Annotated in this window: 19 protein-coding genes; 8 read left to right on the top strand and 11 right to left on the bottom strand. The window is 62.6% G+C overall.

The window, feature by feature from the left end:
* The first annotated feature begins 120 nt into the window (after positions 1–120).
* The gene (locus ABEB22_RS13360) at positions 121–2,358 is read left to right on the top strand and encodes a hypothetical protein (RefSeq protein ID WP_406870546.1); all 2,238 of its coding nucleotides are present in this window, start codon (positions 121–123) and stop codon (positions 2,356–2,358) included.
* Positions 2,359–2,592: 234 nt separating this feature from the next.
* On the opposite strand, the gene ABEB22_RS13355 is transcribed toward ABEB22_RS13360, so the two are convergent.
* The 4 genes from ABEB22_RS13355 to ABEB22_RS13340 all read right to left on the bottom strand — a co-directional run bounded on the left by ABEB22_RS13355 (position 2,593) and on the right by ABEB22_RS13340 (position 5,812).
* Positions 2,593–3,339, bottom strand: a complete 747-nt coding sequence (locus ABEB22_RS13355) for a class I SAM-dependent methyltransferase (RefSeq protein ID WP_406870545.1) — start codon at positions 3,337–3,339, stop codon at positions 2,593–2,595.
* A gap of 187 nt (positions 3,340–3,526) precedes the next feature.
* The gene (locus ABEB22_RS13350; RefSeq protein WP_406870544.1) at positions 3,527–4,129 is read right to left on the bottom strand and encodes a L,D-transpeptidase family protein; all 603 of its coding nucleotides are present in this window, start codon (positions 4,127–4,129) and stop codon (positions 3,527–3,529) included.
* 216 nt (positions 4,130–4,345) lie between these two features.
* Complete coding sequence (gene infC, locus ABEB22_RS13345; protein WP_339114501.1) at positions 4,346–4,894, bottom strand: translation initiation factor IF-3; 549 nt, start codon at positions 4,892–4,894, stop codon at positions 4,346–4,348.
* A 258-nt stretch (positions 4,895–5,152) separates the two neighbouring features.
* A complete protein-coding gene (locus tag ABEB22_RS13340) occupies positions 5,153–5,812 on the bottom strand; it encodes an NAD(P)H-binding protein (RefSeq protein WP_406870543.1) in 660 nt (219 codons plus the stop codon).
* A 127-nt stretch (positions 5,813–5,939) separates the two neighbouring features.
* On the opposite strand from ABEB22_RS13340, the gene ABEB22_RS13335 reads away from it, so the two are divergent.
* A complete protein-coding gene (locus ABEB22_RS13335) occupies positions 5,940–6,683 on the top strand; it encodes a metallophosphoesterase family protein (protein WP_406870542.1) in 744 nt (247 codons plus the stop codon).
* Between the two features lie 47 nt (positions 6,684–6,730).
* On the opposite strand, the gene ABEB22_RS13330 is transcribed toward ABEB22_RS13335, so the two are convergent.
* The 6 genes from ABEB22_RS13330 to cobA all read right to left on the bottom strand — a co-directional run bounded on the left by ABEB22_RS13330 (position 6,731) and on the right by cobA (position 11,660).
* Complete coding sequence (locus ABEB22_RS13330; RefSeq protein WP_406870541.1) at positions 6,731–7,561, bottom strand: ferredoxin--NADP reductase; 831 nt, start codon at positions 7,559–7,561, stop codon at positions 6,731–6,733.
* Positions 7,562–7,724: 163 nt separating this feature from the next.
* Positions 7,725–8,096 carry a DUF934 domain-containing protein gene (locus ABEB22_RS13325; protein WP_339112393.1) on the bottom strand — a complete coding sequence of 124 codons (372 nt, stop codon included), beginning with the start codon at positions 8,094–8,096 and terminating at the stop codon, positions 7,725–7,727.
* Complete coding sequence (locus ABEB22_RS13320) at positions 8,093–8,890, bottom strand: phosphoadenylyl-sulfate reductase (protein WP_339112394.1); 798 nt, start codon at positions 8,888–8,890, stop codon at positions 8,093–8,095. Before ABEB22_RS13320 ends, ABEB22_RS13325 begins: the two co-directional genes overlap by 4 nt.
* Positions 8,862–10,526, bottom strand: a complete 1,665-nt coding sequence (locus tag ABEB22_RS13315; RefSeq protein WP_406870540.1) for a nitrite/sulfite reductase — start codon at positions 10,524–10,526, stop codon at positions 8,862–8,864. Before ABEB22_RS13315 ends, ABEB22_RS13320 begins: the two co-directional genes overlap by 29 nt.
* A gap of 13 nt (positions 10,527–10,539) precedes the next feature.
* The gene (locus ABEB22_RS13310) at positions 10,540–10,848 is read right to left on the bottom strand and encodes a DUF2849 domain-containing protein (RefSeq protein WP_406870539.1); all 309 of its coding nucleotides are present in this window, start codon (positions 10,846–10,848) and stop codon (positions 10,540–10,542) included.
* A complete protein-coding gene (gene cobA, locus ABEB22_RS13305; RefSeq protein ID WP_406870538.1) occupies positions 10,848–11,660 on the bottom strand; it encodes a uroporphyrinogen-III C-methyltransferase in 813 nt (270 codons plus the stop codon). The genes ABEB22_RS13310 and cobA overlap by 1 nt, the downstream gene beginning before the upstream one ends.
* Before the next feature lie 136 nt (positions 11,661–11,796).
* Between cobA and ABEB22_RS13300 the strand changes: the two genes are divergently transcribed.
* The gene (locus ABEB22_RS13300; RefSeq protein WP_339112398.1) at positions 11,797–12,258 is read left to right on the top strand and encodes an Lrp/AsnC family transcriptional regulator; all 462 of its coding nucleotides are present in this window, start codon (positions 11,797–11,799) and stop codon (positions 12,256–12,258) included.
* 10 nt (positions 12,259–12,268) lie between these two features.
* Here the strand turns inward: ABEB22_RS13300 and ABEB22_RS13295 are convergent, their stop codons facing one another.
* Positions 12,269–13,471 carry a cytochrome P450 gene (locus ABEB22_RS13295; protein WP_406870537.1) on the bottom strand — a complete coding sequence of 401 codons (1,203 nt, stop codon included), beginning with the start codon at positions 13,469–13,471 and terminating at the stop codon, positions 12,269–12,271.
* A gap of 106 nt (positions 13,472–13,577) precedes the next feature.
* On the opposite strand from ABEB22_RS13295, the gene ABEB22_RS13290 reads away from it, so the two are divergent.
* The 5 genes from ABEB22_RS13290 to ABEB22_RS13270 all read left to right on the top strand — a co-directional run bounded on the left by ABEB22_RS13290 (position 13,578) and on the right by ABEB22_RS13270 (position 20,036).
* The gene (locus ABEB22_RS13290; RefSeq protein WP_406870536.1) at positions 13,578–15,356 is read left to right on the top strand and encodes a sensor histidine kinase; all 1,779 of its coding nucleotides are present in this window, start codon (positions 13,578–13,580) and stop codon (positions 15,354–15,356) included.
* A gap of 2 nt (positions 15,357–15,358) precedes the next feature.
* Positions 15,359–16,588, top strand: a complete 1,230-nt coding sequence (locus tag ABEB22_RS13285; protein ID WP_339114502.1) for a sigma-54 dependent transcriptional regulator — start codon at positions 15,359–15,361, stop codon at positions 16,586–16,588.
* Between the two features lie 224 nt (positions 16,589–16,812).
* Positions 16,813–17,826, top strand: coding sequence for a TRAP transporter substrate-binding protein (locus ABEB22_RS13280; protein WP_406870535.1), 1,014 nt, complete (start codon positions 16,813–16,815; stop codon positions 17,824–17,826).
* A gap of 119 nt (positions 17,827–17,945) precedes the next feature.
* Positions 17,946–18,638 (top strand): TRAP transporter small permease, encoded by a 693-nt coding sequence (locus ABEB22_RS13275; protein ID WP_406870534.1) that lies wholly within the window; start codon positions 17,946–17,948, stop codon positions 18,636–18,638.
* A gap of 6 nt (positions 18,639–18,644) precedes the next feature.
* Positions 18,645–20,036: a TRAP transporter large permease gene (locus tag ABEB22_RS13270; protein WP_339112403.1), complete on the top strand. Its 1,392-nt coding sequence runs from the start codon at positions 18,645–18,647 to the stop codon at positions 20,034–20,036.
* Positions 20,037–20,067: the final 31 nt, after the last annotated feature.

Below are 20,067 nucleotides of genomic sequence, written 5' to 3'. Positions count from 1 at the left end.
GAAAACGCCTTGGATTCGTCGCAGTTACTTCGCATGATAACCGTATTCTCCCGTGCAGTTTCCCCTGCGTCGGAGCAGGATGACAGGGCAGCATCGCGCTGTGCAGAGAGAGAACGGAATATGAACAAAGATTATCAGGTTGCAGCCCTCTGGATCGGCGGCAAGATGAGCTTTCTCGAAGTTCTCTGTCTGAAGAGTTTTGTGGATGCGGGCCAGCATATCACGCTCTATTCCTACGAGCCGATCCCCAATGTGCCCGAGGGCGTGGCGATTGCCGATGCCAACGAGATCCTCTCCTCGGAGCAGTTCCTGCGCCATGGCCGCACCAATTCGCCCGCGCTGCATTCGGACCGCTTCCGCTATCATCTTCTGGCCAAGAACGACCATATGATCTGGGCCGATACCGATGCCTATTGCGTGAAACCCTTCACCAGCCCCACGGGGCATTTCTTTGCATGGGAAAGCAAGGAGGGGGTGAATGGCGGCGTGCTGGGCCTGCCGCAAGATAGCGAGGCTCTGGGCCGGCTTATCGAGTTCACCAATGACGAATATGCCATCCCCACATGGTATGGCGATGACTATACCCGCGAGCTGCTGGAGGCGCGCGAGCGTGGCGAACCCGTCCATGCGGGTGATCAGCCTTGGGGCGTATGGGGGCCGCATGGCCTGACCCATTTCCTCAAGGAAACAGGCGAGATCAAATACGCCCTGCCGCAGGCCGCCCTCTATCCGATCGATTACAAATACCGCGCCAAGATGACCCAGCCGGGCTATGACTGGCAGAAACATGTGACCGACGAGACCTATTCGATCCATTTCTATGGCCGTCGCCTGCGCGCGCGGATCAACGAGAAACATGGCGGCATCCCGAAAGCCCGCAGCTGTGTGGGAATGCTGATGAGCAAGCATGGCGTGCTGCCCGACGGGTCGGTAAAACCCGCCGAGCCCGTCACGCCCGTGACCCCGCCCGAACAGGCGCAAGGGACGCAGGCCGCGGCCCTTCTGGAGAGAACCGGCCTGACCCGGATCGAACGGATCGCCGATCTGGGTGCGATGGCACCCGATCTGGCACTGGCCGCGCAGGAGCGGTTCGATTGCGAGATCGACCTGATTGATCTGGGCAGTGACGGCGCATGGCCGGCGCTTGCCTCCGGCCATGCGCAGGCGGTGAAGGCGCAGCTGGTGACGGCGGGCGTCGATGGTGCGCGGATCCGCATCGTGACACGGCTCGAGGAGATTAAACCCGCCGATCTGGTCCTGTCGCTGGCCAGTTTCGGCGATAGCGCCAAGATCAGGCATCTCGCACCGCTGATGGGCAAACTGTTCCACGCCGACAGCCGGATGCTGATGGATATCCGTGCGGGCACCGGTGCGTTCCCCTTCCTCAAGCCATATGGCGAGAGCGCGGCGCTCGAGGAGTTCGAGGGCCGTGGCAATGGCAAGATCACGCGGGTGCTTTTCAGCCCTTTTGCCCCTAAGGCCGAAAGCGATCCGGCCTGGGCTGAGATCGCGCGCGAGCTGGCAGGGCCCGACGGGTTTTACACCGATAACGGCCAGCACAGCTTTCTTTATGTGCCACGCGGCAAGACACTGGTGGTGACCTTCGACAATCTCGACATTGCTATGGGCAAGCGCGAGGATCGCAGACCGTGGGGCTATAGTTTCATCGAGAAACAGGGCTGGTCGATGCTGGGCGCGATGGCGGGCGGCTGGACATGGTATCGCGACCCTTGGGTGTTTGACGAATTCGACCGGCTGGCCGCCGAGGGGTTCTTCGCGCAATTCGAGCGGGTCGTGTTCTATGGCGCCTCGATGGGCGGTTATGCGGCGGCGGCCTTCTCGGCGGCCTGTCCCGGCGCGGATGTGGTGGTGATCTCGCCGCAATCCACCGTCGACAAGGCGGTGGTGCCATGGGAGACGCGCTACAAGACCGTCTGGGGGCAGGATTTCTCGGGCAAATATGGCGATGCGGCAGAAGCCTCGAAAGCGGCCGCGCGTGTGAGCATCCTCTATGATCCCTACGAGCCCCTCGATGCGGGCCATGCCGCGCGTTTTGACGCGCCCAATGTCATGAAACTGCGCGCGCCGCTACTGGGCCATAGACTCGGATCGTCGCTCAACCAGATGGGCATCCTCACACCGATCATCCTCAAGGCGCTCGAAGGCAGTCTGCGCCCGCAGGATTTCCACATGGCGCTCCGGGCAAGGCGCAATTTCCCGCGCTACCAGAAAGAGCTGTTCAACCGCTGTGTCGCGCGCGGGCATCTGAAACTGGCGCGCCGGTTGGGAGAGTGGATCTTGAAGCGCAACGATAACGGGCCGGTGAGAAAGGCCCTGCGCGATCTCCCGAAAAGCTGATTGGTAAACGGGGGCGGGACATGCGAATTGATATATGTCAAAGCCCTTTATCTCCTGTGGGCCTAGACAAAGGTCAGGCAGATCCCTTCTCCCTCTAGCCGGTTTCCGGCGGGGTCTGCCCATTGCGGATCAAACGGGTGTCTCCCTTACCCGATCCGATGAAAGCGCCGCGGGCCTCCCTCCTGCGGCGCTTTGAATTTCATAGGTCGTCGTTTCTGGCTCGAGCGACAGGGGTTACGCGGCAGCCGCATCCCATTTCAACTTGTAATCGGTCTGGTAAACCCCTGTCTCGGGCGAAGCCGACGCAGGTTTACGCACCGCATAGACCAGCATGATCGGCGAATTCTGCGGCAGTTTCCGGCTGAGCCGCGGGCGCACCCCTGTTTCGTTCGGGTTTGTGGTCGTGGCATAGGCATTGGCGAAATTGGGCAGCATCGGCTGCAGCTTCAGGTCCAGAACCTCATAGCCCAGACCGGCCTCCCAGAACCCGTAGACCATTTCCGGCGTCAGCTGGTAGAATCCGTGATTGATCCAGCCATTGCAGGGCGAGTGACCGATCAGCGTGCCCCCGGGGCGCAGCATCGCATCCAGATTGCGGTAGGCTGCGGGCAGGTCGAAGATATGCTCGCAGGTGCCGCCATCATAGATCACATCGAACCGCTCGCGCAGCGTATCGGGCAGGGGCTGGCTGAGATCATGGATGATCGAAGCCCCCTCGAAGTCCGAGATGTCCATCGAATCGACCGAGGTGAAGCCCAGTTGCCGGAAGAAAGTCTCGCAATAGATCGAGGACGAATCCTGCAGATCCGCTTCGCTGAGCTGCGGCAGATGCGCGGTCATCATCTCGGCAAACAGCTCGGCCGAGGCTCCGCGCCGGGAACCGATCCAGCGCTGGCGGCCGAGCATGAGAAACTGGCCACCGAGATTCTCGGTCTTTACCGTCTCGATGAGGCGGGCGCATAGCGTATCGGGCAGAGCCATGATGATCCTCTCTGTCACTTTTGGAACAGAAGATATGATCATGGTAACGGAATGATGAAGATAGCCCCTGTTCGGGGTGACGTCGCGTGGCGGACCCTTGCGCAACCGCATGGCTCCCGTCCCGAACACGAAAAAAGGCGCATTTGCAAAGATGCGCCTTTTCCCGGGATCGGATGTCTGACTTTGGTCAGAGGATCTTGACCTGCGTGCCCACCGGGCAGAGTTCGTAAAGAGATTCCACCTGCTCGTTATAGAGGCCGATACAGCCCGAGGAGCTGCGGCGGCCGATCTTGCGGGTGTCATGGGTGCCGTGGATGATATAGGCGGGCCAGCTGAGATACATCGCGCGGGTGCCCAGCGGATTATCGGGGCCTGGCGGCATGTAATGCAGCGAGGGATCTTTCACCAGCATGGATTTGGTGGGCGTCCAGTCGGGGCCGACCTTCTTGCGCACGATCTCGGTATAGCCGCGCTTGGTCAGCGCGTCGGTCATCGGCACCGAGGTCGGATAGAGGCGGTAATCCGCGCCATTTACCGCCCAGTAATGCAGGGCCTTGGAATGCGTATCGGCAATCAGCGTCACGCGGTCGAGCGTGTCGAAATGGTCCTGCCAGTGGATCTCGCGGAAGGCCGAGATGTTATGGCGCGAGGGGGCCGCCACGATGGCTTCCTGCTGCGCCATGGGGATGTCCTGCGTTGCGGCACGGGCAATCGCGGGCGCACAGAGTGCGGCACCGCCCAGAAGCAGGGCGCTACGCCGCGAAAGATGACCGGAACGATCATGAGACATTGTTTGAACTCCCGTTCAGACTTCGGAATATGGGCAAAAATCTCACAAAGCCGTTGCCCGCTCAATTCACGCCTGCTCACGCAGATGCGATCTGTGACAGGGTGACAGAAATATCACGAACCCGCCACTGTTATGCGCCACGAAAAACCCTCCCCGAAAACCGAGGAGGGCGTCCCTGCTGGCTATGGCGCTGCACAGCCTTCGCGATCTCGGGCCTTATTTCGGCCCGATCATCATCACCATCTGGCGGCCTTCGAGCTTGGGCATGTTCTCGATCTTGCCCAGTTCGCCGACATCATCCCTGACGCGGTTTAGCAGTTCGAGACCGAGGTTCTGGTGTGCCATCTCGCGACCACGGAAGCGCAGGGTGACTTTTACCTTGTCGCCGCCTTCGAGGAATTTCTTCACGGAGCGCAGTTTGACCTCGTAGTCATGCACGTCGGTCCCCGGACGGAACTTGACCTCTTTGACTTCGATGATCTTCTGTTTCTTCCGGGCTTCGGCTTCGCGTTTCTGCTGTTCGTATTTAAACTTGCCGAAATCCATGATCTTGCAGACCGGAGGTTTCGCATTGGGGGAAATCTCGACAAGGTCGAGACCGGCTTCGTCAGCCATTGCCATCGCCTTTGCCGGGGTCACGACACCAACGTTTTCACCTTCCGCGCCAATCAGGCGAATTTCGGTTGCGCGGATCCGTCCGTTCACGCGAGGACCAGTGTCGCGGGTCGGCGGGGCATTATGTGGTCTGCGGGCTATGGCGTTCATCCTTCTATAGCCAAAAAATCTGTTGGGCCGTAAAATAGGGCCGCTTTTCACAGGATTCAACCGCAATCGTCGCCATCCGGTTCCAGCACGGGGTGCAAATCGGATTAAATTTCGCGCGAAGCCGGAGCAGCCCGTGATCTGGGTGTTTTCGGAGCACTGTGGAGGGGAGCGTGACCTCGCCCGCTCGCGCCGAGGCAGGGCGGGGGCAAGGCAGGCGCGCAACGAATCTGTCCCGCACCCTGCCGCACGATCGCCGGCTCAGATGTCGCGGCGCAATGTGCTCAGCGCGTCTTCGGGCGTCTCATCGCCATCGGTCAGCTCGATCAGCTCGCGCCTGATGGCGGGCATGTCGATCAGCGTGGCCAACACCCGCGCGACATTGCCGCGTTTCACACTGCCATAGGGCAGGGCCAGCCCCGCGCTGATGCCGCCATCCTCCTCCTCGGAGACCAGAGTGCCGGGACGCAGGATGACCCAGGACAGATCGCTGCGCACCACCGCCGCATCGGCCTCTTTCTTCACCCGCATGTAATGCTCGAAATTGGGGTTCGGATCGCGTCCGCGCCCGGCCTCGGGGAAAGCGGAGACCAGATAGAGCCGGTCCACCCCCGCACGGTCCATCGCGGCCACCACTTCACGCGGGCCCTCGCCATCGATGCGTGAGGTCCGCTCCACCCCCGAACCTGCCGCCCCCGCCGAGAAGACCACAATGCCATGCCCCTCGATCATCGGCACCAGATCCTGCGCCATCAGCTCCATGATGTCGCCCTGTACGGGCGTCGCGCCCTGCGCGCGCAGCCGGTCTGCCTGCTCGGGCTTGCGGTGGAGCGCCGTGACCTCGTGGCCTGCCGCCACCAGCATGGGCGCCAGCCGGGATCCGACGCCACCAGTGGATCCGATCAGAAAAATTCGTGCCATCTCAAGATTCCTTCGCATAGACTGTTGAGTGCTCAGCTAGCGCTGAGCGCGGCAAGGAAAGGGGTGGCGCCGGATTTCTTGCCGTCTGCGGGCCATGAGAGGCACAAGACCAGAGGGAATGGATGCCATGCGACGTTTTGCCGTGATTGCCGATATCCACGGAAATTCCGATGCGCTCGGGGCGGTGCTGGCCGATATCGATTCGCAGGGGACCGGCCAGATCATCAATCTGGGCGATCATTTCAGCGGGCCGCTGGATGCGGTGGGGACAGCAGCACGTCTGCGGTCGCGGGAGATGTTGTCTATCTGCGGCAATCATGACCGCTATCTGATCACGCGAGAGCCCGCCGCGATGGGCCAGTCCGACAGGGTGGCTTACGACCAGTTGTCGTTTGCCGATCTGGACTGGCTCAGGGCGCTACCCAAGGTGTTGGAGCTGGAAGACGGGATCTTTGCCTGTCACGGCGTGCCGCGAAGCGATGAAAGTTACTGGCTGGAGCGTGTCGGCCCTGATGGTGTGCCGCGCACGGCCAGTCTCTCCGAGATCGAGGCGGAGGCAGAAGGGGTGGATGCGGGTCTGATCCTTTGCGCCCACACCCATATCCCGCGCCTTGTCCGGTTGCCCGATGGGCGGATCATCCTCAATCCCGGAAGTGTCGGCTGTCCCGCCTATGACGATGACGAGCCCGTGCCGCATAAGATGCAGACTGGCTCCCCCCATGCCAGCTATGCGGTGGTCGAACGGCGGGCTGCGGGCTGGCAGGCCGCCTTCCGGTATGTGGCCTATGACAGTGCCGCGATGGTGGCACGGGCCGAAGCCGAGGGGCGGGCCGAATGGGCGCGGGCCCTGACAACCGGCTGGCTCGAATGAAAAACGCCCCGCAGAGGCGGGGCGTTTGCTACTCGGTCAGGACGGGCTCAGACGCCTTCGCCAACGAAAGCCTTTTCGACCACATATTCACGCGGCTCCGAATTGGCGCCCTCGCGCAGACCGAAGCTCTCGAGCACTTCCATCACGTCCTTGTTGAACGCCAGCGACCCGCAGACCATCGCACGGTCGGTTTCGGGGTTCATCGGCGCAAGGCCCAGATCCTCGAAGACCTTGCCCGAGGACAGGTTGGTGGTGATGCGGCCCATGGTGGGGAAATCCTCACGGGTAGTGGTGGGATAGTATTTCAGCTTTCCCTCCACCATCTCGCCGATCAGCTCGTCATTTTGCAGCCCCTCGACCAGCTCGCGGCCATAGGTCAGCTCCTCGACGGTGCGGCAGGTATGCATCATGATGACCTCGTCGAATTTCTCATAGGTCTCGGGGTCGCGCATCAGCGAGGCGAAGGGCGCAAGGCCGGTGCCAGTGGCAAGGAACCACACGCGCTTGCCCGGAAGGAGGGCATCATGCACCAGCGTCCCCACCGGTTTGGGGCGCAGGATGATCTCGTCGCCTTCCTTGATATGCTGCAGACGCGAGGTCAGCGGGCCATCCGGCACCTTGATCGAGTAGAATTCCAGCTCCTCGTCCCAATTGGGCGAGGCGATGGAATAGGCACGCAGGAGCGGCTTTTCCTTGCCAGTCTTCTCGTCGGTCTGCATCAGGCCGATCATCACGAACTCGCCCGAGCGGAAGCGCAGGGATTGCGGGCGCGTCACGCGGAACGAGAACAGGCTGTCGGTCCAGTGCTTGACCGAGGTGACGGTCTGCGCATCGGGAAGGGTCTTTACGGCGGGGGTTTTGGTTGCGGTATCGGTCATGGCGGTCTCGTGTTTGGTCCGGGCCTCGGGCAATGGGGAGGGGCATCCGGAATGAACATGGTGGACGGCTGGCCCATTCGTAAACTGGCCCGTCCGGGATTGGCTCTCTCTGGCTGGGCTCTGCCATAGCGCACTGACGCGATTATGGCAAAGCCCCAAATGCTCAGCCGACCAGACGGCGGCGATAGGAATGGTCCTGCCAGTCGGCGCGGAAGACCCATTGCTCCTGCGGCTGGCGGGTGGCCAGCTCGTCCGAGATCTCGACCTCGTCGAAGCCCTGACGCCGCGCCATCGCATATTGATCGGCGATCACATGGCCGCGGGCGCGCAGACGCCCCGCAAAGCCCAGATCGCGCAACCGGCGGCCAAGGGTGAAACCGCGCCCGTCCGAGAAGGACGGGAACTCGCAGATCACCATCTCGGCGCCTTGCGTCAGCGCCGCCAGCTGTGCGGGATCGGTATCGGAGGGCAGCACCACAGCATCGCCCGTGAACTCATCGGCATGAAAGCCGTCATCGCGTACAATCTTGCTCATGCGACGGTGTCTCCCTTGAGGGTTTCGTCAATCGGTTTGCCATCGGGGCCCACGCGCACGGCCTTGCCGCCGATGAAATGGATCCCGCATTCGGTCTTGGTCTGTCCGCGCCAGCGGCCCGCGCGGGGGTCTTCGCCCGGTTTCACGGGGCTGGTGCAGGGGGCGCAGCCGATGCTCGGATAGCCCTTGGCCACCAGCGGATGTTTCGGCAGGCGGTTCTGGATCATATATTCCTGCAGATCCTCGCGCGTCCAGTGTGCCAGCGGATTGATCTTCATGCGGGTGGGGGTTTCCACCTCGAAGAAGTCGATCGCCGCACGGGTGCCCGACTGGTAGCGCTTGCGCCCCGTGATCCACGCATCGAACTGGCTCAGCGCCCGTTCGAGCGGGATCGTCTTGCGCAGCGCGCAGCAGGCATCCGTGTTGAACTGGTGCAACGTGTCGTCGGGGTCCTCGAAGGCCAGATCCTTGGGATCGGCCGTGATAGTGCGCACCTCGGTGAGCCCCAGCTTCTCGGCCACATCCTTCTGGTAATCCAGCGTCTCCTGAAACAGCATATGCGTATCGATGAACAGCACGGGCGTGGCCGGACGGATCAGCGAGACCATGTGCAGAAGTACAACGGATTCCGCGCCGAAAGACGACACCATCGCCACATCGCCCGTGTCATGGTCATCAAGCGCCTTCTCCATCACGGTGATGGCGGCATGGTGCTTGTAGCGGCTGTTCAGCCCCGCGACGCGGTCCTCGATCGAGGCCCAGCCGTCACGCGGCATTTTTCTTAGCGTCTCCATATAGCGCCTCCTTGAAGGGATCGGCACCGAGGCGCCGATAGGCGTCGAGGAAGGTTTCCTCGGCGGAGTTGCGTTTCTCCAGATAGGTCTTCAGCAGACGCTCCACCGCAGGAACCACCTCGTCATAGGCGAAACCGGGGCCGGTGCGTTCGCCGATGGCGGCCGTCTCGGTCGCATCGCCGCCCAGCGTGATCTGGTAGTTCTCGACACCCGCACGGTCCAGACCGAGGATGCCGATATGACCCACATGGTGATGCCCGCAGGCATTGATGCAGCCCGAGATCTTGATCTTCATCAGACCGATCTCGTCCTCCAGATCCAGCTCCTTGACGCGCAGTGCGATCTGCTCGGCCACGGGGATCGAGCGGGCGGTGGCCAGCGCGCAGTAATCCATGCCGGGGCAGGCGATGATATCCGAGGTCAGGCCCGCATTCGCCGTCGCCAGACCCGCCTTGGCGAGTTCGGTGAAGAGCGCGGGGATATCGGCCTTGGCGACATGCGGCAGGATCACGTTCTGCTCGTGGCTGATACGCAGCTCGCCATAGCCATACTGATCGGCCAGATCGGCCATCAGGCGCATCTGGTCGCCCGTCGCATCGCCCGGCGTCTTGCCATGCTCCTTGAGCGAGATCACCACCGACAGATGGTTCTCGACCTTATGGGGATTTGTGTTGCGGGCAACCCAGCGCGCGAGCAGCGGGTCGACCGCAACGGCCGTCTCCAGTGAGGAAGGGTCGGCATTCTTGAAGGCCGGCGGCGCGAACTGGCGCTCCAGATCCGCCAGAACCTCCTGGTCGTAGCCCGAGAATTTCGCGCGGGTCTTGGCGAATTCCTCATCGACCAGCTCGCGCATCTTCTCGATCCCGTTCTCGAAGACGGTGATCTTGATGCGGGCCTTATATTTGTTGTCGCGGCGACCGATGATGTTCCATGTCGAGACCACCGCCTCGAGATAGGGCAGAAGATCGGCTTTCGGGATGAAATCGGTGATGACCTGACCGATCATCGGCGTGCGGCCCAAGCCCCCGCCCACGAGGATGCGGTAGCCCTGTTGGCCGTCCTTGTCGACCAGCTCCACGGCGAGGTCATGCACCTTGAGCGCGGCACGGTCATGGGTGGAGGCCCCGACCGCGATCTTGAACTTGCGCGGCATGAACTGGAATTCGGGGTGGTCGGTGGACCACTGCCGGATCAGTTCGGCCGTCGGGCGCGGATCGGCGATCTCGTCGGTGGCGGCACCGGCGAAATGGTCCACGGTCGTGTTGCGGATCGTGTTTCCGCTCGTCTGGATCGCATGCATCTGCACATCGGCCAGCGCGTCGAGGATATCGGGGATATCCTTCAGCGTGGGCCAGTTGAACTGGATGTTCTGGCGGGTGGTGAAGTGACCATAGCCCTTGTCGAACTTGTCGGCGATCATGCCCAGCTGGCGCATCTGGTCCGAGCGCAGCGTGCCATAGGGGATGGCGATGCGCAGCATATAGGCATGCAGCTGCAGATAGACGCCATTCATCAGGCGCAGCGGCTTGAACTCGTCCTCGGTCAGCGAGCCGTCGATGCGGCGGGCGACCTGCGCACGGAACTGTTTGCAGCGCTCGCGGACGAAAGCTTCGTCGAAATCGGAATAGGTATACATCGCGCGCTCCTTGTTACTGGCTTGCCGTTTCGGCTTGCTTGCCGTGGAAGTAGTTCGACGGGCCGCGGGTCCGGAAAGCCTCGCGGAAATGGATGGGTTCGGGGCCGTTCTCGCCCATTTTCGCATCGGCCAGATAGGGGCCTACGGCGATCTCGGGCTGGCCCTGTGCCACCAGCATGCGCATCTCGGCAATGGTCTCGTCCTCGAGGAACTCGGCCTGCGCATGGTCGCGCACCCACGTGCCGTCGGCGGCGAGATAGATCACATCGCCTTCCATCAGGTCATTGGCGGTCAGGACTTTGGGCGTGAATTTGCGTGCCATCAGAATGCCTCCTCACGGGCGTGGACTTCCAGGGCGGTGTGATCCGGCTGGTGAAGATCGGTAAGGGAAAGGGTGGCCACCGCCGCGCGCGGCGCGAGACCGAAAAGAATGACCGTCGGCCCCTGACATAGGCTAGCCTGATCGGGCAGGGTGGCAAGGTTTGCCGCCCAGATCCGCTGGTCGGGCTGGCTCACGTTCTCGACAAGGGTGACCGGCGTGCTCGGGGCAGCCCCATGCATCATCAGGCGGCCCTGGATGAAGCGCGAGGCTTTCTTGCCCATGTAGAAGGCGGCCACCGCGCCGGGAGCGGCAAGGCGGGCCCAGTCGGAATCGGTATAGCCTTCGGTGTCGTGGCCCGTCAGCAGGCGCAGCTCGCTATTGCGGCCACGTTCGGTCAGGCTCTGGCCGATGGCCGCGCTGGCGGCCGAGGCCGAGGTGACACCGGGCAGGACGCGGAAGCCTATGCCATGCGCCTCAAGGGCCGCGATTTCCTCGTTCAGTCGCCCGAAGACCGAAGCATCCCCCGATTTCAGGCGCAGCACACGGCGTCCCTGTAGCGCGAAGTCCACGATCAGCGCGGAAATCTCGTCCTGCGCCATGCTGGGTCCGAACCCCTGCTTGCCAGTCCGGATGCGGGTGGCCTGCGCGCCGATCAGGTCCAGCACTTCGGGGCCTACCAGCGCATCATGTAGCACGATATCGGCGCTTTCCAGAGCCCGCGCCACCGCCAGAGTGACATGATCGGCAGAGCCGGGACCCGCACCGGCGAAGGTGACGAGGGATGTATCTTTGGCGATCTGGCTCTGAGACATCGGAAAACCCCTGTTTGGCTCCCTCTATATAGGAAAATATCCCACCTTTACGCTATGGGGGTCTTGCAGATAAGGATATATGTTCGTATCGCATATGAACTTGGAACATATGTTCCGATCACTGGAGGTTGCGCGAATGTCGGTCCGTATCGATGACATGGATAGGAAAATTCTTTCGCAGCTGCAGCTCGATGCCAGCCAGTCGCTGGACGATATCGCCCGCAAGGTGGGTTCGTCCAAGACGCCCGTGTGGAATCGTATCCGCAAAATGCGCGAGGCGGGCATCATCGGCCAGCAGACAGCGATCCTCGATGCCGAGGCGCTCGGCTTTGACGCCTGTTTCTTCGTGCTGATCCGGACCTCGGAACACGAGGCAGACTGGCAGCAGAAATTCCTCAGCGCGCTGCGTTCGCGCCCCGAGGTGATGGAGGCGCATCGTCTGGCAGGCGATATTGACTATATCCTGAAGGTCCGCGTCAAGAATGCCCGCGCTTATGATGTGTTCTATCAGGCGCTGATCTCCGAGGTGAAGGTGCATAACGTGACCGCCCTCCTGTCGATGGAAGAGATCAAAAGCACCACCATGCTGCCGCTGTGAGCGGCCTGCCTCAATAGCTCAGCGCGAGCGTCTCGAGCCCGTGGAATGGGTAGAGGTCAGCATAAACCGGGCGTTCGCCCAGAGACAGATTTGGCAGGCGCGCAAACAGGACCCGCAGCCCGATCTGCAATTCCATCCGCGCAAGCGGCGCGCCGAGGCAGAAATGCGCGCCAGCCCCGAAGGCGTGATGCGGGCGGCTCGGGCGGGCGGGGTCCAGAATCCCTGGCCTGTCCCACGCGGATGGATCGCGGTTGGCACCGGCCAGCAATAGCCCGATCCGGTCGCCACGGCGGAAGGCCTGCCCTCCGATCTTCATATCCTCCAGTACCCAACGCTCAAACAGATGGAGCGGCGGATCGATCCTGAGCGCCTCCTCGACCAGCGCGGCCTCGGCGGCGGGATCGCCCTGAGGCCATTGCGTCCCCCGCTCCAAAAACTGGGCCACCGCATTTCCGAGGCTATGCACCGTCGCCTCGTGCCCCGCATTCAGCAGCAGGATCGCTGTCGAGAGGATCTCGTCCTCGCTAAGCCCCGAGCCATCCCCGGCCTGCGCAGCCAGCATCGCCGACAGCAGATCCTCGCGCGGATCCCGACGCCGCTCGGCAAGCGTTGCGCGGATGAAGGCCGCGAATTCGCTGCTGGCGGCGACCGCCTTGGCCTCCACCTCCGCAGTGCGACGGGCCTGATACATCCCCACCATCGCATGCGACCAGCGTAGCAGATCTGGGGCGGTCGCGTCCGGCAGCCCCAAGAGACGCGCGATGATGATGGCGGGCAGATGCTGGGCATAGGCGGGCAGCAGATCGCATCCACCGGCAGGGAACGCATCGATCAGCTGGTGGCACAGCGTCTCGATCTCGGGCGCAAGCGCCGCGATCCGGCGCGAGGTAAAGGCGCGGAGCACCTGTGCGCGCAATTTGGCATGGCGCGGGCCGTCAAGCTCCAGCATCGAATGCGCCTCGATATCGTAGAACGGCGCCAGATGGGCGGGCGGGGTCTGGCCGAACCCTTCGGGTGCCTCGCGCCCGAGACGCCGGTCGCGCAGGCAGGCCGAGACGACCGTGGAGCGCGCGGTCACCGGAAGCCCCCACTCCTGCCACTGCACCACAGGGCCCGCCTGCCGGATCATGTCATAGAACGGATAGGGATCCTGCACGAAAGCGGGATCACGCGGGGAGCGGGAGAGATGGGGAAGGGAGAGCAGTTCGGTCATCGGGCCATTAAGCGCCCGGTCCAAAAGATTGGCAAGCGGTCTTGGCGCCGTCCCGCAAACAGATCGACGGTTGACAGATCGCGGCCGCCACCGGATGACAGGAAGCATGACACAGGGCACCGCTCCTCTTTCCCGCCTGAGAAAGCTGCGCAATGCGGGCGCGCTTTGCGTGGCGCTGGCCGCGCTCTTCTGGGCGTCGGTCTCGGTCTGGTATCATGCGGCCGAAACCGGCATGGCGCAGGCGCGGGCGCGCGGTGTGGCGGATCTGCGGCTGGCCTCCGACCGGCTGGTGGGGGCACTTGCGCAATATCGTGAGGATGCGGTGCTGGCCGCGGACCACCCGTATGTGCGCGCGCTCGTGGCGGGGAGCGACGGTCTAGGCGCCGTCGAGGTGGCCCGGACCCTTCAGCGATTTGCCGATCTGGCAGGGGCCGAGCATCTGGTGCTCCTGCGCCCCGATGGCGGGGTTCTGGCCGCGCCGGAGGGCTTTCCGGCCCGTCTGCCGATGACCGAGGATCTCGAACGGGCCTCCCATGGTGCCCTCGGCCGGACCCATGGTGTGGAGGGGGACGGGCTGCACCGCATCTTCGCCTTTGCCGCACCTGTTTTCGTGACACAGCCCGAAGGCGGACGCCGTGTGGCCGGGATCATCCGTCTCACGCTTGATGCCGAGACGGTCGAGGCGACCGGCCGCGGTGATCCGCTGCCGGTGTGGTTTACCGATACGCAGGGGGTGGTGTTTACCGCAAATCGGGCGGGTCTCGTCTTCCGGCGCAAGGCCGGTGCCGCGCTGCCCGATCCCAAGGTCTATCCCGCACACACCCCCTTCGTCACGGTGGCGCCGCGGCGCAAGGTGATCGCGGGGCAGGAGATCATTTGTGCCCCGGATTGCGCGCTGCCGGTCTCTCTGGATCTGCCGGTGATCGGGCTCACTGGCCATTCCGAGGTGCCGGTCGCGCCGATCCTGAAAGAGGCGCGGGTGCAGATGTTCGTGGCGGCGCTGGCGATGCTGGCCATCGGGACGCTTATCGCCACGCTCTGGGCGCGGCGTCAGGCACTGGCGGAGCGTCTGGCGATGGAGGCCGCGCTCAATGTCGAGCTGGAGGAGGCGGTGGCGCGGCGCACACGCGAGCTACGCGAGAGCCATGAGGCGCTCCTGCATGCGCAGGCCGAACTGGTGCAGGCCGGAAAGCTCTCGGCGCTGGGGCAGATGTCTGCGGGGATCAGCCACGAGCTGAACCAGCCGCTGATGGCGATCGGCACCTATGCCGAGAATGCGGCGATCTTTCTCGAGCGCGGCAAGCCCGAGCGCACGCAGGACAATCTGCGCCGGATTGGCGAGATGTCGGGGCGGATGGGCCGGATCATCCGCAACCTGCGGGCCTTTGCCCGCCCCGAGACCGAGCCTGCCTCGCCCGTCGATATGGTGCGCGTGGTCGCGACCGCCCTCGAGATCTCGGGCTCGCGCCTCTCGAAGCTCGAGCTGCGCTGGAGCCCGCCCGATCATCCCGTCTGGGTGATGGGCGGCGAGACGCGGCTGGCGCAGGTGGTGGTGAACCTGCTGTCCAATGCCGCCGATGCCTGCGGGCAGGCGGATCCGCCGGTGATCGTCCTGCAGCTCGAGGAGCGGGCGGAGGAGGTCTGCCTGCGCGTGCTTGATAATGGCGCGGGGATTGCCGATACCGAGCGCATGTTCGACCCGTTCTATTCCACGAAGGAGGTGGGCACGAACGAAGGGATGGGGCTGGGCCTGTCGATCTCCTACCGGATCGTGCAGAGCTTTGGCGGAAGTCTGACGGGGGCAAACCGGCCCGAGGGCGGAGCGGTCTTCACGCTGGTTCTGGCGCGGGCAAAAGAACGGGCCAAGGAAGGAAAGATGTCATGAGTGTGGTGAACAAGGTGCTGCTGGTCGATGATGACCGTGCCGTGCGCGAGGCGCTGTCGCAGACCATCGAACTGGCCGATCTGGAGCCTGTCGTGGCGGGCAGTTTCATCGAGGCCAAGGACCATCTGACGCCCGATTTCTCCGGTATCGTGGTCAGCGATATCCGCATGCCCGGGCGCGACGGGTTCTTCCTGCTCGACTATGTGCGCGGGCTCGACCCCGAGCTGCCGGTGATCTTGCTGACGGGCGAGGGCGATGTGCCCTCTGCCGTGCGCGGCATGACGGGAGGCGCTTTCGACTTTCTGGAAAAACCCTGTGCGCCGCGTGACTTTCTGGCCGTGGTCGAGAAGGCGATGAAGACCCGCGCCTTTGTCATGGAAAACCGCGCGCTCCATCGCGAGGCGCGCAAGGGCGATGCGGCGGCGCGGGTGCTTGCGGGCAATTCGGAGGTCGCCGAGCGGCTGCGGGAATCGTGCCGTATGGCCGCGCGCTCGGGGGCCGAGGTGCTGGTGACAGGCGCGCCGGGTGCGGGCAATTCCAAGGCGGCTGAGGTGATCCACCTCCTCTCTGCAGCGGCCCAACGCCCGTTCGAGAAACGCTCGGCCGCGGGGCTGAGCCCCGAAACGCTGGAGCAGGCCTTTGCCACCGCCGATGGCGGCACGCTTTATCTCGACGAGATCGCCGATCTGCCGCAGCCTGTGCAATTTACTCTGCTGCAGCTTTTGGAAACCCAGCCCGCCACGCGGCTGATTGCGGGGACCTATCGCGATCTGGCGGCTGAACGTGATGCGGGGCGTTTTCATCCCGATCTCTACTGGAAACTCGATATGATGCGGGTGCGGGTGCCGGCGCTGTCCGAGCGTCCCGAGGATATCCCGATCCTCTTCCGCCATTATGTGCGTCTGGCTTGCGAGAATTCCTCGCTGCCGATGCCCGAGATTCCGCAGGGCTATCTGCAAAGTTTGGCGGCCCGCGACTGGCCGGGCAATGCGCGGGCGTTGATGTCGGAGGCGATGCGCTTCACGATGGGACTCAGCGATAGCGAGCATCCCGAGGAGGAGCCGGGCCTGTCCGAGCAGATGGCGCGGCTCGAACGCGGTATTCTTGTGACCGCGCTGGAGAAACATCAGGGCAGGGCCTCCGATGCGGCCAAGGCGCTTAAACTGCCCCGCAAGACCTTCTATGACAAGCTCACACGGCATGGTGTGAAACCCGAGGATTACCGGTCCTGACAGGGCGCGAGGTTGTGCGAAATATCGCACAGGCGGTTTTCTGCCAAGTGCGATATTTCGCACAATCCTGTGATTATGCTTATGTGTGTTTAATATAAGCACCTGAAGATAAACAATTTAATTATTTTTGCATAACTGTATTGCGGTGGGCGCATGGCGGCCGCAATCCTGTGTTCATGGAGAGGGGCGCGACAATCGCGCCGCATGGATCTGGGAGGAGCCCCATGAAAGTTACGAAAACCGTCAAGGCATTCGCACTGGCATCGACCGCCATCATCGCAACCGCTGGTCTGGCAAATGCCGCCTGCGACGACGGCGAGATGGTCATCAAGTTCAGCCACGTCACCAATGCCGACAAGCACCCCAAAGGGATCGCCGCAGGCGCCTTTGCAGATCGTGTGAACGAAGAAATGAACGGTAAGGCCTGTGTCGAGGTCTATCCGAACTCGACGCTCTATAATGATGATCAGGTGCTCGAGGCGATGCTGCAGGGCGATGTGCAGATGGCGGCCCCCTCGCTGTCGAAATTCGAGACCTTCACCAAGGTCTTCCGCATCTTCGACCTTCCCTTCATGTTCAAGAACATGGACGCTGTGGAAGAGTTCCAGCAATCTGACGCAGGTCAGGACATGCTCGCCTCGATGGAGCGCCGCGGCCTGATGGGTCTGGCCTTCTGGCATAACGGGCTCAAGCAGTTCTCGGCCAACAAGCCGCTCCTGCTGCCGACCGATGCGAAGGGTCTGAAATTCCGCGTGCAGCCCTCGGACGTGCTGGTGGCACAGATGAAGGCGCTGGATGCAAGCCCGCAGCCGATGGCGTTCAAGGAAGTTTACGGCGCGCTGCAAACCGGCGTTGTGGATGGTCAGGAAAACACTTGGTCCAATATCTACGGCCAGAAATTCTACGAAGTGCAGGACGGCACCACCGAGACCAATCACGGCCTGCTCGACTATATGGTCGTTGTCTCGACCGACTGGTGGGACAGCCTCGACGCGGATATCCGCGACCAGCTGGCAACCATCATGGCCGAGGTTTCGGCGGACCGTAACGCCGCGATCGCGCAGGTTGATGCCGATAACCGTCAGGCGGTCATCGATGCAGGCGCTGTAGTGCGCGAGCTGACCGACGAGCAGCGTCAGGCATGGGTTGATGCGATGAAGCCGGTCTGGGCCGAGTTCGAGAGCGATGTGGGCGCCGATAACATCGCGCTGGCCCAGGAGATCAACGCCAAGCACTGAGGTGAGGGGCCGCGCCCTTAACCATCACTCACGGATTGCGGCCCGAAGGCTCCGCGCATGGTGCGGAGCCTTTCGCGCCCCGCATCCATTTACCATCATCTCGAAAAGGGGGCAGGGACATGTCCTATGATACCACGCCAAAAGGCCCGATGGGAGCGTTCTTCGACAGTCTCGAGGAAAACGCCATCGCACTGATCCTCGGGGCCATGACGCTGATCACCTTCGTGAATGTCGTTCTGCGCTATGTGTTCAACGCCTCGCTGATCTGGGGCCTCGAAGTGGTGCTGATCCTTTTCGCATGGCTGGTCATTCTGGGCGTCTCCTATGCGTTCAAGAAAACCGCGCATCTGGGTGTGGATGTGGTCACCAATATGCTGCCTGCGCGCGGCAAGCGGGTGATGGCGGTCATCTCGGCGCTCTGCTGCCTGCTTTATGCGGTGTTCCTGCTCAAGGGCGCTTACGATTACTGGGCTCCCTATGCAGCGCTCGACCAGACTTCGGGCCATTGGTTCCCCACCGGTTTCGAGAAAACCCGCGACCGCGCATGGTACGAGACCGATCAGGTGCCGATGCTGGAGATCTTCCGCTGGCTCGAACCGCTGATCAACCAGGGCGAGGCCTATGACAAACTGCCCCGCGTCATCCCCTATTTCATCCTTCCCTTCGGCGTCGCGCTGATCACCCTGCGCATCATTCAGGCCCTGATCCGGGTGATCCGCGGCACGCAGGACAGCCTGATCGTCAGCCATGAAGCCGAAGACGAAGTCGACCGTGTGGCGCAGACCCACGCCACCGCAGCCGGTAAGGAGTAACACGTTATGGAAGTCATTCTGCTCTTTGCGGTCATCATCGGCCTGCTGCTTCTGGGCGTGCCGATCGCCGTCTCCCTCGGCCTGAGCTCGATCCTCTTCCTGCTGGCCTTCTCGGAGACCTCGCTGGCCTCCGTGGCGCAATCTCTCTATCAGGCGATGGCCGGTCACTACACGCTGCTGGCGATCCCCTTCTTCATCCTCGCATCGAGCTTCATGTCCACCGGCGGCGTCGCCAAACGGATCGTGCGCTTTGCCATCGCCTGTGTCGGCCATTTCCATGGCGGTCTGGCCATTGCGGGGGTGTTTGCCTGCATGATCTTCGCGGCTCTGTCGGGCTCGTCGCCTGCAACCGTGGTCGCAATCGGCTCCATCGTCATCGCCGCGATGCACCAGATGGGCTATACCAAGGACTTCGCCGCAGGTGTCATCTGTAACGCGGGCACGCTGGGCATCCTGATCCCGCCCTCGATCGTTATGGTGGTCTATGCCTCGACCGTCGAGGTCTCGGTGGGCCGGATGTTCCTCGCAGGTGTCATCCCCGGTATCCTCGCGGGCCTGATGCTGATGATCGCGATCTATATCTTCGCCCGTATCCGCAAAATGCCCAAGGGCGAGTTCGCGGGCTGGGGCGAGATCGGCTCCGCTTTCAAGGACGCCTTCTGGGGCCTGATGCTGATCGTCATCATCATGGTGGGTATCTACGGCATCCCCGGCGTCACCGGCGCGATCTTCACGCCGACCGAGGCCGCAGCCGTTGCCTCCATCTATGCCTGGATCGTGGCGAATTTCATCTACAAGGATATGGGTCCGCTCAATGATGGCGAGGAGCGCAAATCCAACCTGCTGCGCCGCCCCTATGCGCTGGTCACGGCTCTGTGGCACAAGGACACCCGCAAGACGCTCTTCGAGGCGGGCAAGCTGACCATCACCCTGATGTTCATCATCGCCAATGCGCTGATCCTCAAACACGTCCTGACCGACGAGCAGATCCCGCAGATGATCGCCAATGCGATGCTCTCGGCAGGCTTCGGCAAGATCATGTTCCTCGTGATCGTCAACCTGATCCTGCTGATCGGCGGACAGTTCATGGAACCCTCGGGGCTCATCGTGATCGTGGCACCGCTGGTCTTCCCGATTGCCATGGAGCTGGGCGTCGACCCGATCCACCTCGGCATCATCATGGTGGTGAATATGGAGATCGGCATGATCACCCCGCCGGTTGGCCTCAACCTCTTCGTGACCTCCGGCGTGGCAGGCATGTCGATGATGCGGGTGGTGAAGGCAGCGCTTCCCTTCCTCGGTGTGCTGTTCATCTTCCTGATCATGATCACCTATATCCCGTGGCTCTCGACCTATCTGCCCACCACCTTCATGGGCCCCGAGACGGTCATCAAATAAGCCCTTCCTCCTCCTCCCCGCACGAAGAAAG

It is taken from the genome of Thioclava sp. 'Guangxiensis' (assembly GCF_045348365.1).
Taxonomy (GTDB): Bacteria; Pseudomonadota; Alphaproteobacteria; order Rhodobacterales; family Rhodobacteraceae; genus Thioclava; species Thioclava kandeliae.
This window is presented reverse-complemented; position numbering and strand designations above follow the sequence as displayed.

Coding starts and splice junctions, on each gene's coding strand:
- ABEB22_RS13360 (WP_406870546.1), top strand. CDS start 121: ATGAACAAAGATTATCAGGTTGCAGCCCTCTGGATCGGCGGCAAGATG.
- ABEB22_RS13355 (WP_406870545.1), bottom strand. CDS start 3,339: ATGGCTCTGCCCGATACGCTATGCGCCCGCCTCATCGAGACGGTAAAG.
- ABEB22_RS13350 (WP_406870544.1), bottom strand. CDS start 4,129: ATGTCTCATGATCGTTCCGGTCATCTTTCGCGGCGTAGCGCCCTGCTT.
- infC (WP_339114501.1), bottom strand. CDS start 4,894: ATGAACGCCATAGCCCGCAGACCACATAATGCCCCGCCGACCCGCGAC.
- ABEB22_RS13340 (WP_406870543.1), bottom strand. CDS start 5,812: ATGGCACGAATTTTTCTGATCGGATCCACTGGTGGCGTCGGATCCCGG.
- ABEB22_RS13335 (WP_406870542.1), top strand. CDS start 5,940: ATGCGACGTTTTGCCGTGATTGCCGATATCCACGGAAATTCCGATGCG.
- ABEB22_RS13330 (WP_406870541.1), bottom strand. CDS start 7,561: ATGACCGATACCGCAACCAAAACCCCCGCCGTAAAGACCCTTCCCGAT.
- ABEB22_RS13325 (WP_339112393.1), bottom strand. CDS start 8,096: ATGAGCAAGATTGTACGCGATGACGGCTTTCATGCCGATGAGTTCACG.
- ABEB22_RS13320 (WP_339112394.1), bottom strand. CDS start 8,890: ATGGAGACGCTAAGAAAAATGCCGCGTGACGGCTGGGCCTCGATCGAG.
- ABEB22_RS13315 (WP_406870540.1), bottom strand. CDS start 10,526: ATGTATACCTATTCCGATTTCGACGAAGCTTTCGTCCGCGAGCGCTGC.
- ABEB22_RS13310 (WP_406870539.1), bottom strand. CDS start 10,848: ATGGCACGCAAATTCACGCCCAAAGTCCTGACCGCCAATGACCTGATG.
- cobA (WP_406870538.1), bottom strand. CDS start 11,660: ATGTCTCAGAGCCAGATCGCCAAAGATACATCCCTCGTCACCTTCGCC.
- ABEB22_RS13300 (WP_339112398.1), top strand. CDS start 11,797: ATGTCGGTCCGTATCGATGACATGGATAGGAAAATTCTTTCGCAGCTG.
- ABEB22_RS13295 (WP_406870537.1), bottom strand. CDS start 13,471: ATGACCGAACTGCTCTCCCTTCCCCATCTCTCCCGCTCCCCGCGTGAT.
- ABEB22_RS13290 (WP_406870536.1), top strand. CDS start 13,578: ATGACACAGGGCACCGCTCCTCTTTCCCGCCTGAGAAAGCTGCGCAAT.
- ABEB22_RS13280 (WP_406870535.1), top strand. CDS start 16,813: ATGAAAGTTACGAAAACCGTCAAGGCATTCGCACTGGCATCGACCGCC.
- ABEB22_RS13275 (WP_406870534.1), top strand. CDS start 17,946: ATGTCCTATGATACCACGCCAAAAGGCCCGATGGGAGCGTTCTTCGAC.
- ABEB22_RS13270 (WP_339112403.1), top strand. CDS start 18,645: ATGGAAGTCATTCTGCTCTTTGCGGTCATCATCGGCCTGCTGCTTCTG.